Source organism: Corynebacterium sp. CNCTC7651, from assembly GCF_021496665.1.
Lineage (GTDB): Bacteria > Actinomycetota > Actinomycetes > Mycobacteriales > Mycobacteriaceae > Corynebacterium.
Genome location: NZ_CP071246.1, coordinates 419698 through 431685, shown reverse-complemented (window position 1 = coordinate 431685; position 11988 = coordinate 419698). Strand labels below are relative to the sequence as shown.

Genomic DNA, 11988 nt, shown 5'->3' with positions numbered 1-11988 from the left:
TCTTAAGGCTGCGACGTGCTGTGGTTCGCCTCAGGCTCCGGCACCACGCGCAGGTGCGAGCGGCGCTGGGCGCGCTCCGCGGCGGCCTGCTGCTCCACGCGCTTCGTGCGGTGAACCGGGTGGTTGGACGTTGCTGGATCGTTGAAATCGTGGGACGCGCCGTAATCGATCGGGTCGGCCGACGTGTCCACCAAGCCGGTGGTGACGCGGCCGGCTTCGCGCACCGCTTCCGCAAGGGCGGTGAGTTCGTCCTCGTCCAGCTCCTCCAGCTCATCGTCCGTGATGTCGACCTGCTCCACGCGCACCATTTCCCACCCCACCGGGGCGGTGATGTGGGCGGAGTGGCGCTCGCACAAGTCCCAGGCGTGCGGGTCCGCCACCGGCGCGAGCGGGCCAACCACCGCCGTCGACTCCGCGTAGGCGTACACGAGCGTAGCCACGGCGGGTCTTCCGCAGCCCGGCCGGCAACAACGACGGAAAGTATTCACGGCGAGTAAGTGTAAACCCCTACTTGAGTTTTGGGTAGGGCGAGGCGCGGCGTGGGTGGGCCGAAAGCGGCGCGCGCGGCCTTACACTGTGGGGCCATGGAGAGGCAGGATGCGAGTAGGCCGGAGCGGGCGGGTGGCGATGCTAATCCGGCGCGCTCGGCTGATCCGCTGAGCGCGGCGGGGCCGTTGCATCTGCGTCCCGGGCGGGACCGGCACGGCCGCGGCGCGCGCGGGCCGATGCTGCCCGTCGGCGTGCCGCGCTACCGCACCCGCTCCATGGCGTTTGACCAGCTCGTGCTGGAGAACTACGCGCCGCTGCACAACGCCTACTTCGAACAACTCTCTGGCGTTGACCTTGCGGTGGACACGATTCCACGTATGCGCTTGCGTGCCGACGCCGACGTGCTCCCCGACGAGATCGTCGCCGACGGGCCCGTTCCGCTCGGGCGCGTTTTGGAGGCGGGCGTGGACCGTTATGGCAACCCGACGCGGGCGCGGTTTGTAGTGTTCCGGCGGCCGGTGGAACAGAGGGCCAAGACTTTGGAGGAGCGCTCCGAGCTGATCACCTGGATCTTGACGGCGTTGGTGGCGTACTACCTAAACCTCGACCCGCGGGACGTGGACCCGGATTTCCCCTGGTAGCGATTTCTACTGGCCGACGGTGCTCGTCCCGGCGGAATGGGTTTCCGCCCCGGCTTGTGCAGGAGGTTTAGCCGAGCTGCTTCTTCAGACGGCGGCGCTCACGGTCGGAGAGACCGCCCCAGATACCGAAACGCTCGTCATGCTCGAGGGCGTATTCCAGGCATTCATCCCGGACTGCGCAGGCCTTGCAGATCCGCTTGGCCTCGCGGGTTGAACCACCCTTCTCAGGGAAGAAGGCCTCCGGGTCGGTCTGTGCGCAGAGCGCTTGGTCCTGCCACTCCTGCTCGACGGTGCCGAACAGTTCGTCGAGGGTCATGCCTCCCGCGGCAGCGCCTCGGAGAATGGCGTCATCTGCCATAGCCCCCACGCCTCCTTCCTCAGTGATAGTGGTTCTTCGCTGTGTGTAACTTACACCAATGCGATTAGACACCGAACCACTAAATAGCCGCAACCTCCTGCCCTCGATCAGGTGGCAAACTTATGGTTTTGGCCCGTAAAACGCCTCACCAGTCACAGAAGTTTGCGGACGTTTCAGGGGGCCCCTGCCGGGGGTGAAGTGAGGGGGTACTAGATGTTGTATGGGGGTGTCGCGCGAGTAACAAGTTGGCCGATTCGGCGTGTCGCTACGCGTCCGGGGAGAAGCGGATGCCGGTATCCGGGATCTCCACACCCGGCCACACGCGCATGCCGCCCTGCAGCTCGCAGCGGGCGCCGATGCGCGCACCTTCGCCGATCACGCAATCCTGGATGCGCACATTCGCGCCGATCCGCGCGCCCGAGGCGATGATGGAGTTACGAACAATCGCGCCCGGTTCGACGGTGACACCGTCGAAGATCACGGAATCGTCGATACGCGAGCCCGCGCCAATCACCGACCCGCGGCCCACCGCCGTGCCGCCCATGAGAATCACCCCGCCCGCAACTCCCGCGGACGGATCCACCAGCGACTCTCCCGTGCGCCCCTCCAAGAGCGGCGAGTACGCAATCCCGCGCACCAAGTCCGACGAGCCCTGTACAAAATCACTCGGGCGGCCCATATCCCGCCAGTAGGAGGAATCGACGTGGCCGAGCACCCGTGCACCGTCGGAAAGCAAGCCCGGGAAAACCTCCCGCTCAACAGACACCACACGCCCGGCAGGGATGCGCTCGATGATCTCGCGGTTGAACACGTAGCAGCCGGCATTGATCTGGTCCGTCGGTGGATCCTCCGTCTTCTCCAAAAACGCCAGCACCCGGCCGTCCTCGTCCGTGGGCACCGAGCCGAACGCGCGCGGGTCCGGCACGCGCACCAGGTGCAGCGTCACATCCGCCTCGCCGGCGTGGTGGGTGTCCAAGATCGCGCCGAGGTCCGCGCCGGAGAGGACATCGCCGTTGAACACCATCGCGGTGTCGAAGCGCAGCTTGTCGTACACGTTGCGGATCGCGCCGCCGGTGCCCAGCGCCTCTTCCTCCACCACGTACTCAATCTCGAGGCCGAACTCCGCGCCGTCGCCGAAGTACGCCTCGAACACCTCCGCCTTATACGACGTGCCCAACACCACGTGCCGCATCCCCGCCGCCGCGATGCGCGCCAGCAGGTGGCTCAAAAACGGGTAGCCCGCAGTGGGCAGCATCGGCTTCGGCGTCGCCACCGTGAGCGGCCGCAGGCGCGTGCCCTGGCCGCCGACCAAAATCACGGCGTCCGTGTGCGCCGCCCGCTCAGTACCCGGCGCGGAGTGAAGTTCCATACTGTATTCCTTTACGTTCTTTTCCGTGCGCGGGCGGCCTGCCGCAGCGCAACCGCCGAGCGCACCTGCAACCCGCCCCACAGTACGGCCCGCAGCGGTGCCTGCCACCAGTGCGGGTGCCGGTCGCGCTGGAAACGGTAGGCGGAAGCGTGGTGCGCGGGCACGGTCACGCGCTTGTGCTTGCCGGCAACGTGCCCTTGGTCGTGATGAATGACCGACGACGGGCAGTAGAGGTTGTCCCACCCCGCCCGCGAAAGCCGATCGCCGAAATCAATGTCCTCGAGATACATGAAGTAGCGTTCATCGAATCCGCCGACGGCCTCGAACGCTTCCCACCGCACCATCAGGCACGCGCCCGATAGCCAGCCGGCGTTTCGCTGCGTGCTCATGTCGTTAGCCGCGCGGTACGCCACCGAGAACGGGTTGTTCGGCCACACGTTGCCCAGCAGCGCGTGCCCGATTCCGCTGACAAGGCCAGGCACCTCCCGGGCGCTGGGGTACACGGAACCGTCCGCTTCCTCGATCCGCGGACCGACGGCACCCGCTTTCGGCGCGGCATCCAGGCATTGCAGGAGCGTATCGACGCTCGCTTGATCAAACGTCACATCCGGATTCACGATGAGGAAGCAGTGCGGGTCAATCTCCCCCGCGGCGCGGCGCGGTTTCAGCGCGCGTGCCGCCGCGTTGATTGCCGCGCCGTAGCCGATGTTGCCGCCGGTGGGCAGAAACTCCACGTTTTCGTGCTCCCGGGCAGCCGCCTCCGGCACACCGTCGGTGGAGCCGTTATCGGCGCACAGTAATACAGTGCGCCGCGAGGTTGCCTGGGCGAGGCTTTCGATGAGCTCGCCAAGATGGCGCCCGGGCGAGTACGTCACCGTCACCACGGCAAGCGGAAGATTCGAAACATCGGATTTCACAATGGGCCACAGCTTACCCAGCCGTATCGCGCTCACACGGCAGCCACACGCACGCTATCGGCGGAGGTGAGGGCCACGGTGCCGTATACTTTCCCGCTGTGACTGACAACTACAGGCGCGCCCGGGACATCCAGCCGGCCCCCTCCCGTGTGAGGGACGTCAGCCAAGCCGGGCACCCCGTAGTGAAAGGGGTGCTGGCATTCCTTTCGGCAGCTGTTCTGGTCACGTCGGGTGTGGGTTACCTGGCGGTTGGCCGGATTGGGGACCAGCTGAGTGCTTCCGAGTTGGAGTTGAAGCCGCCGTCGAAAAGCAAAGAAAAGAAGAGCGAGGAAACGCTGGACGGCGCGGTAGACATCCTGCTTGTGGGGTCGGACTCGCGCACCGATGCCCAGGGCCAGCCGTTGTCCGAGGAGGAGCTCGCGCGGCTGAACGCCGGCATCGCGGACGGCGAGGTGAACACCGACACGATCATGGTGGTGCGCATTCCGGCCGACGGGTCTCGCGCCACCGCCGTGTCCATCCCGCGCGACACGTATGTGCACACCGAGGAATACGGCAACCTCAAAATCAACGGCGTGTACGGCGCGCACGCGGCGGAGAAGCGCGAAGAGCTGGTGGAGCGCGGCATGGCCCCCGGCCAGCAGATGGAGCAGCAGGTCGCGCGCGCCGGCCAAGAGGGGCTGATCCAGGCGGTTGCGGACCTGACCGGCGTGGAGGTGGACCACTTCGCGCAGGTGGGCCTGCTCGGTTTCGTGCTGCTCACCGACGCGGTGGGCGGCGTTGAGGTGTGCCTGAACGAGGCGGTTAACGAGCCCCTTTCCGGCGCGAATTTCCCCGCCGGCGTGCAGACGCTGGACGGTGCGCAGGCGTTGTCGTTCGTGCGCCAGCGCCACGACTTGCCGCGCGGCGACCTGGACCGCATCGTGCGGCAGCAGGCGTACATGGCGTCGCTGGTGCGCAAAATGCTCTCCGCCGGCACGCTGGCCAACCCCGCGCGGCTGCGCGACCTGGCGAATGCGGCCGAGCGTTCCGTGACCATCGACCAGGGGTGGGACGTGATGGGCCTGGCGCAGCAGATGTCCGGCCTGGCCGGCGGTAACGTCACGTTCACCACCATCCCGGTCACCTCCGTCAATGGCGTGGGCGACTACGGCGAATCCATCGTGACCGTGGATGTGGCAGAAGTGCACCGCTTCATGGCCGACCAGCTTGCGCAGGAGGAGGACGCCGAGGACGCCGACGCCACGCCGACCGACGGCGCCCTGCCGGAACTCAGCGCCGCGCTGACAGCTGCCGAGGCGTACGTGCTCAACTCCGAAGCTCCCCCGCGCCAGGCCACCGCGGTTGCCGGGTTCCTTACTGACGCCGGCATGACCGTCGCCAACGTGTCCAACGCTATGGAGGGCGTATACAGCCGCTCCCAGATCGTGGCCGCGAACCCGGAGGATCCCGCCGCGCTCGAGCTCGCGGAGTTGCTCGGCGGGCTCCCCGTCACAGCGAACGACGGTCTGGAGCCGAACAGCCTCATCGTGGTCGTCGCCGCCGATTACATGGGACCAGCGGCGTTCGAGGACGGTGCGGGCCAGGATGGCGCAGGCGATGAGGTTGAACAACCGAACGTCGGCACGCCTGGCTCCGATTTCGGTGCCACCGACGCCGCGCCGGAGCTGAACGCGGGCGGCACGGGCCCGCGCTGCGTGAACTAATTGGCCTAGTCTGGGCGGGCATGAACATGCTTTCGCCGCTTATCGCCAGCGATCCGGCCAGCCCGCGCCTCACCGTCTACGACGAGGCGCGCGACACCCGCATGGAGTTTTCCGCCCTCACGCTGGACAACTGGGCGTGCAAGGTGGCGAACATGCTCGACGAGGAGTTCGAGCTCGAACCGGACGCAACCGTACTCATCGATCTGCCCGCGTCCTGGCAGGCCGCAGTCATCGCGCTTGGCACGTACGCTTCCGGACGGCGGCCGGCGTTCGGGGGCACGTTGCTTGCCGACGTCGTGTTTACCAGCCCCGAACGCTTCGAGCTATGGGCAGATGTGCCGGACTGCGCCGTGGTTTCCGCCGACCCGTTTGGGCGCGGCGTAGTCGAATCCGGGGGCGAGTTACCCCTCGGCGCGGTGGATTTTGGCCCGACCGTGCGGTTCTACGGCGACCAGTACCTGGGCGCGAGCCCGGAGTTGGCGCAGTGGATGCGCGACGGAATCGACGCGGCGCGGTACCTGATTCCCGCGTGGGAGGACGCGGAGCAGTTCGAGGAGTACGTGCTCGCGCCGCTGGCTGCCGGGGGCTCGGTCGTGCTTGCGTCCGGGCTGATGTCAGCGGAACGGCGCGAGCAGATTATGGCTTCGGAGAAGGTAACGAGTGTCTTAACAGCACGTTAAGCTGCCGTTGTTTTGCCCGCATTACCCCTGCTCTACCCCCGATGATGGGTAAACACGCAGAATTGCAGTTTTCGCTGTGTGGTTCTTTTAAATTGTAGGCACCTCCGATTTGAAAGGCCTGTGTATGAACCTGCACGCAACCCGTAGGACCGGCGCCGCACTGTGCGCCCTCGCCCTGTCCTCCGTCGCCCTGGTGGCTTGCTCGAACGGCAACGACAACACCGCGGCGACCTCCGCTGCAACCTCGGCCTCCGAGGCTGCAACCTCCGCAGCTGATTCCTCCGCCGCTGGCTCCGACAAGGCAGCCGCCGAGGACCGTGGCCCGATCACCTTCGCCATGGGCCGCAACGACACCGACAAGATCATCCCGATCATTGAGAAGTGGAACGCCGAGCACGCAGACGAGCAGGTGACCCTGAAGGAGCTCGCCGGTGAAGCCGACGACCAGCGCGACACCCTCGTGCAGTCCCTCCAGGCAGGCAACTCAGACTACGACGTCATGGCGCTCGACGTGGTGTGGACCGCGGACTTCGCCGCCAACCAGTGGCTGGAGCCGCTCGAGGGCGACTACGCAGTGGACACCTCTAAGCTGCTGCAGTCCACCGTTGACTCCGCCACCTACAACGGCAAGCTCTACGCCCTGCCGCAGAACACCAACGGCCAGCTGCTGTTCCGCAACGTCGATGTCATCCCGGACGCCCCGGACACCTTCGCCGACATCAAGTCTGCTTGCGAAGCCATCGAGACCGACTGCCTGACCACCCAGCTGAAGCAGTACGAAGGCCTGACCGTGAACACCCTCGGCTTCATCCACGGCTGGGGCGGCGAGGTCATTGACTCCTCCGGCGAGCCGACCGTCGAGTCCGCAGAGGCGAAGGCCGGCCTGCAGGCGCTTGTCGACGCTTACGCAGACGGCACCATCGCCAAGGGTTCCACCGCCGCAACCGAGGAGGAGACCAACCTCGCGTTCACCGAGGGCAAGACCGCTTTCGCGATCAACTGGCCGTACATGTACTCCAACGCTGAGGAAGCTGGCCTGAACTTCGAGGTGCAGCCGCTCGTTGGCGAGAAGGGCGTGGGCGCCTCCACCCTCGGCGGCTACAACAACGGCATCAACATCAACTCGAAGCACAAGGCAACTGCCCGCGACTTCATCGAGTTCATCGTCTCCGAGGAGAACCAGCTCTCCTTCGCGGAGGCGTCCTTCCCGCCGGTGCTGGCCTCCATCTACGACGATGCCGACCTGATCAAGGAGCACCCGTACCTCCCGGCGCTCAAGGAGTCCCTGGAGAACGCGAAGCCGCGTCCGGTTTCCCCGTTCTACCCGGCCATCTCCAAGGCGATCCAGGACAACGCTTACGCAGCCCTGACCTCCGGCAAGAGCGTCGACGACGCAACCAAGGACATGGCTGCTGCCATCAAGCAGGCCCAGTAACACTCCCCGCGCAAACGCCCGCCACGGATCTCTTCCGTCAGCGGGCGTTCGCCCGTTTTCCCCCACCTCCAATCTCCAAAGCAATCTCCAAAGCAGCAAGGGAACTCGCTCATGAGCACAGCCCTCACTCCCCGGGCTTCCGGGGAAGAACCGAGCAGGAACGGTGCCAGCCGCGGCGGTGCCAACCGCGGCGATGACAGCCGCGGCGTCGCAGCACGTCGCGACGGCACTGGCAGCGTTGGCACTGGCAGCGTTGGCACCGGCAGCGTTGGCAAGCGCAAGCGCAGCAGACAAGACGCGGGCAAGGCCTACGCGCTGGTCGCGCCGGCGTTGGCGGTGCTTGCCATCGTCATCGGATACCCGATCCTGCGCGCGATCTGGCTTTCGTTCCAGGCCAACCGTCACCTCGACCCGAAAACAGGCGTGTTCGTGGATGGCGGTTTCGCTGGGCTGGATAACTACCTTTATTGGATCACAAACCGGTGCATGAGCCCGTCGGGAGTTGTCGGCACCTGCCCGCCCGGCGTGCTGGCCACGGACTTCTGGCCCGCGGTCCGCATCACCCTCTTCTTCACCGTGGTCACGGTGGCGCTCGAAGCGGTGCTGGGCATGGCGATGGCGCTGATCATGAATCATCCGTCGAGAGTCCGGGCGCTCATCCGCGCAGCGGTGCTCATCCCTTGGGCGATTCCGACCGCTGTGACCGCGAAGTTGTGGCAGTTCATGTTCGCCCCGAACGGCATCGTCAACTCTCTGCTGGGGCAAAACATCGCGTGGACCACCGACCCCTGGGCCGCCAGGTTTGCGGTGATCATCGCCGACGTGTGGAAGACCACCCCGTTCATGGCCCTGCTCATCCTCGCCGGTCTGCAAATGATCCCGAAGGACGTGTACGAAGCAGCTCGTGTCGACGGCGCCTCGGCATGGCAATCCTTCACCCGCATCACCCTGCCGCTAGTGCGACCGGCACTGATGGTGGCGGTGCTCTTCCGCACCCTTGACGCGCTGCGCATGTACGACCTGCCGGTGATCATGATCTCCGGGTCCTCCAACTCCCCCACCGCAACGATCTCGCAGCTTGTGGTCGAGGACATGCGCCAAGGCAACTTCAATTCGGCTTCTGCGCTGTCGACGCTCATCTTCCTGCTCATCTTCGCCGTGGCGTTCATCATGATCCGCTTCCTCGGCGCCGACGTGGGAGGTGCGGTGCGCGAACCGAAGGCGACCAAGGGGGCGAAGGCGCGGGGAAGGAAGCGTCGTAAAGCAACGGCCCAAGACGCGGAACCAATGGACGCTCGACTGCAGGAGGCAGCGCGATGAAGAAAATCGGACACTACCTGGGCGTCATCTTCATCATGATTTGGGGGCTCGCCCCGTTCTATTGGATGCTGGTGACCGCGCTGCGCGACAAGCGCTACACGTTTGACACCACGCCGTGGCCCACGCACGTGACGCTGGACAACTTCCGCGACGCGCTGGCGACCGACAAAGGCAACGATTTTCTCGGGGCGATCGGTAACTCGCTGATCATCTCGCTGTCCACCACTGCGCTGGCCGTGCTCGTCGGCGTGTTCACCGCGTACGCGCTCGCGCGGCTGGATTTCCCCGGCAAGGGCATTATCACCGGCATCATTCTCGCGGCGTCGATGTTCCCGGGCATCGCGCTGGTCACGCCGCTGTTCCAACTGTTCGGCGACCTGAACTGGATTGGCACCTACCGCGCGATGATCATCCCCAACATCTCCTTCGCGCTGCCGCTGACGGTGTACACCCTGATCTCGTTCTTCCAGCAACTGCCGTGGGAGCTCGAAGAAGCAGCGCGTGTCGACGGCGCCACCCGCGGCCAAGCCTTCCGCCTCGTGCTGCTGCCACTCGCGGCGCCGGCGATTTTCACGACCGCGATCATCGCGTTCATCACCACGTGGAACGAGTTCATGCTGGCGCGCCAGCTTTCCACGACGGCGACGGAGCCGGTCACCGTGGCAATCGCGCGTTTCAGCGGTCCGAGTGCTTTCGAGTACCCGTACGCCGCGATCATGGCTGCCGGCTCGCTGGTGACCATTCCGCTGATCATCATGGTGCTGGTGTTCCAGCGCCGCATTGTGTCCGGTCTGACCGCCGGCGGTGTGAAGGGCTAGCCAGTTAGCGGGCGAACAGGGACTGCATCGCACCCTGCGGGTGCACCGAGTTGCTCACCAGGTACCCGCGGGGCGAACGCCACACCGGCATCCCGTTCATGAACACGATCCGGCCGCGGCGGTGCACGCCGGGGTCATCGTCATTCGTGCCGTTGTGGTAGCTGCACACCGGCGCGAGGTTATCTAGGTTAGTCTCACCGCCGTGCTTCCACGCTGTGATGTGGTGGATCTCGCACGCGTCCGCGCCGTGGCGGCACCCGGGCAGCGGGCAACCCGGGTTGACCATCCGCGCCAGGTCGCGCTGCTTCTGGTTTGCAAACCGCTGGGTCCGGTACAGGTTCACCGCGCCCTCCTTCGGGTGGAACAGCGCGGCCTCGAGATGGTTCTCCACCGTCGCCGCGTAGTGGTTCAGATACTCGGCACCCGTCATCGTTGTCCCGTCGGTGAGGGTGAGGGCGACCTCATCGCCCTGGCCCTGCTGAATCTTGACCCAATCCGGCAACGGGATCGCGATAATCGGGCGCGGCGCGGCTTCGGGCACCGCCCCTGCGCTGCCGCCACCGCCTCCTCCGCCGTCGTCAAGCTCAAGCTTGCCCCGCACGAACGCGGTAAACCGTTCGAGCATGTGCTCCGCCATCGACGTGCCCTTTTCGTGCTTCTGGCGCAGGAAGTGCTCCAAGTCCGCGATGAAGCGCTCCGGCGCGCTGATCACCATCCGGCGCTTGCCCTGGCGTGAAGAAGACACCCAAATCGAGTCGCGCGGTGGATCCTTCGGCTTCGGCGGAATGATCGCCTTCAGCTTCTCGACGAAACTCTTGTAGCGCCCCCGTACACTGAGCGCCTCCAAACGCAGCTTGTTCCGCGTCCGGGTGTGTTTGATTGCCTTGAGCCGCCGCTCTAGGGCCACAAGTTGGTCGAGGGACAGTTCCTGCCGAATCGCGGCCTCGCGGGCGAGGCGCTGCTTGCCGGCGGCGTGCGTCGGCGCGTAATACACCTCGTGGAGTTCTTTCCACGCGCGCACTCGCGCAGGGTCCACCCCTGCGTCGAGTGCCTTCTCCTGATTGAACCCAGCCAGGGACCGGAGGGTGGCTACAAACTTGATGAGTTGGTCGAAATCGTTCATACCCCGCACGCTAGGCAAAGGCAAACGATTGGCCAAGCGCGCGCCGCTGTTGCCTGTGGATAACTGATCCGCTTTCCACAGCTTATTGAAAATGCCCAGCTCACGCGCATGGCGAGCGGGGCCGACGGAACACGGGAGCGCCGGGACTCGGGCGCGCTCTAAGGGCGCTCGAACCGGCGCTTCGCTCGGCGCCACGCCACCCGCGCGAGCGAATGCGGCACGGCGGAAATCTCGCGCGCATACTGTTTCAGGTTCATCAGCGGCCGACCGGCCGGCATCGGCGCCGCGACCACGTCGATCGGAATGCCCAAATGCCGCGCCCAAATCCTGGTGCGCGGCACGTGGAAACGATTGGTCACCACCGTCAGACGCGGCGCGTCCGGAAACAGCGCCCGGGCGCGCTCCAGATTCTCATTCGTCGAGGTCGCCGCAGGTTCGACAACAATTCCCTCCGGCTCTACACCGTGTTCCACGAGCCAGGCGGCCATCGGCTCCGCCTCGCCGCGCCCAGTGACGACGATTGGCCCGGGGTGGGCGAGTTGGTGGGACGCAGCCGTCGATAAGCGTGAAGCAAGCATGCGGGAGGGGCGCCCGTCGACGATACGGGCGCCGAGCACCACGATGGGCTGGTTACCCACCAAGCAGGCGCTCGCGCAGCGCGGCGTCCTTGCGCTCTACCTCGGCCGCGAGATCCGCCTGGTACGTCGCCATCTTCTCCACCAGCGCCGGGTCGCCGGCGCCCAGGATGCGCACGGCAAGCAGGCCCGCGTTCTTCGCGCCGCCGATAGAGACGGTGGCAACCGGCACGCCGCCCGGCATCTGCACGATAGACAGCAGCGAATCGAGCCCGTCGAGGTCAGCCAGCGCGCGCGGGATGCCGATCACCGGCAGGGGCGTCGCCGCCGCGACCATGCCAGGCAGGTGCGCCGCGCCGCCTGCACACGCGATAATCGCCTTCAGCCCGCGCGTGTGCGCCTGCTTCGCGTACGCCAGCATTTTCTCCGGCGTGCGGTGCGCGGAAACCACGCCCACCTCGAACGGCACCTCGAAGTCGCGCAGCACCTCGGCGGCGGGGGCGACGGTGTCCCAGTCGGAATCGGAGCCCATAATCAGGCCGACGAGCGGTTGCATA

The 11988-nt window shown here is 66.0% G+C and carries 13 protein-coding genes; 6 read left to right on the top strand and 7 right to left on the bottom strand.

Translation table 11 applies throughout. The annotated features are described in order from the left end of the window. Positions 1 to 2: 2 nt before the first annotated feature. Positions 3 to 440 carry a DUF3499 family protein gene (locus JZY91_RS02115; protein WP_234948347.1) on the bottom strand — a complete coding sequence of 146 codons (438 nt, stop codon included), beginning with the start codon at positions 438 to 440 and terminating at the stop codon, positions 3 to 5. 285 nt (positions 441 to 725) lie between these two features. Here JZY91_RS02115 and JZY91_RS02110 point away from each other — a divergent pair, with 285 nt between their 5' ends. Then, positions 726 to 1130, top strand: coding sequence for a metallopeptidase family protein (locus tag JZY91_RS02110; protein WP_234949016.1), 405 nt, complete (start codon positions 726 to 728; stop codon positions 1128 to 1130). Between the two features lie 67 nt (positions 1131 to 1197). Here the strand turns inward: JZY91_RS02110 and JZY91_RS02105 are convergent, their stop codons facing one another. The 3 genes from JZY91_RS02105 to JZY91_RS02095 form a co-directional block, all read right to left on the bottom strand. Continuing rightward, a complete protein-coding gene (locus JZY91_RS02105; RefSeq protein WP_187370955.1) occupies positions 1198 to 1446 on the bottom strand; it encodes a WhiB family transcriptional regulator in 249 nt (82 codons plus the stop codon). Between the two features lie 307 nt (positions 1447 to 1753). After that, positions 1754 to 2857 carry a sugar phosphate nucleotidyltransferase gene (locus tag JZY91_RS02100; protein WP_234948346.1) on the bottom strand — a complete coding sequence of 368 codons (1104 nt, stop codon included), beginning with the start codon at positions 2855 to 2857 and terminating at the stop codon, positions 1754 to 1756. An 11-nt stretch (positions 2858 to 2868) separates the two neighbouring features. Then, positions 2869 to 3774: a glycosyltransferase family 2 protein gene (locus JZY91_RS02095; protein ID WP_234948345.1), complete on the bottom strand. Its 906-nt coding sequence runs from the start codon at positions 3772 to 3774 to the stop codon at positions 2869 to 2871. Between the two features lie 98 nt (positions 3775 to 3872). On the opposite strand from JZY91_RS02095, the gene JZY91_RS02090 reads away from it, so the two are divergent. From JZY91_RS02090 to JZY91_RS02070, 5 genes are all read left to right on the top strand, one after another. Further along, the gene (locus tag JZY91_RS02090) at positions 3873 to 5480 is read left to right on the top strand and encodes an LCP family protein (RefSeq protein WP_234948344.1); all 1608 of its coding nucleotides are present in this window, start codon (positions 3873 to 3875) and stop codon (positions 5478 to 5480) included. Positions 5481 to 5500: 20 nt separating this feature from the next. Then, positions 5501 to 6160: a TIGR03089 family protein gene (locus JZY91_RS02085; RefSeq protein WP_234948343.1), complete on the top strand. Its 660-nt coding sequence runs from the start codon at positions 5501 to 5503 to the stop codon at positions 6158 to 6160. Positions 6161 to 6284: 124 nt separating this feature from the next. Continuing rightward, complete coding sequence (locus tag JZY91_RS02080) at positions 6285 to 7595, top strand: ABC transporter substrate-binding protein (protein WP_234948342.1); 1311 nt, start codon at positions 6285 to 6287, stop codon at positions 7593 to 7595. Positions 7596 to 7706: 111 nt separating this feature from the next. Then, entirely contained in the window at positions 7707 to 8915 is a 1209-nt protein-coding gene (locus JZY91_RS02075; RefSeq protein WP_234948341.1) for a carbohydrate ABC transporter permease, read from the top strand. Then, positions 8912 to 9733 (top strand): carbohydrate ABC transporter permease, encoded by an 822-nt coding sequence (locus JZY91_RS02070; protein ID WP_234948340.1) that lies wholly within the window; start codon positions 8912 to 8914, stop codon positions 9731 to 9733. Before JZY91_RS02075 ends, JZY91_RS02070 begins: the two co-directional genes overlap by 4 nt. A 4-nt stretch (positions 9734 to 9737) precedes the next feature. On the opposite strand, the gene JZY91_RS02065 is transcribed toward JZY91_RS02070, so the two are convergent. The 3 genes from JZY91_RS02065 to purE all read right to left on the bottom strand — a co-directional run bounded on the left by JZY91_RS02065 (position 9738) and on the right by purE (position 11987). Next, positions 9738 to 10856 carry an HNH endonuclease signature motif containing protein gene (locus JZY91_RS02065; protein WP_234948339.1) on the bottom strand — a complete coding sequence of 373 codons (1119 nt, stop codon included), beginning with the start codon at positions 10854 to 10856 and terminating at the stop codon, positions 9738 to 9740. Between the two features lie 158 nt (positions 10857 to 11014). Next, positions 11015 to 11494, bottom strand: a complete 480-nt coding sequence (locus JZY91_RS02060) for a YdcF family protein (protein ID WP_234948338.1) — start codon at positions 11492 to 11494, stop codon at positions 11015 to 11017. After that, complete coding sequence (gene purE, locus JZY91_RS02055) at positions 11487 to 11987, bottom strand: 5-(carboxyamino)imidazole ribonucleotide mutase (protein WP_234948337.1); 501 nt, start codon at positions 11985 to 11987, stop codon at positions 11487 to 11489. The genes JZY91_RS02060 and purE overlap by 8 nt, the downstream gene beginning before the upstream one ends. Position 11988: the final 1 nt, after the last annotated feature.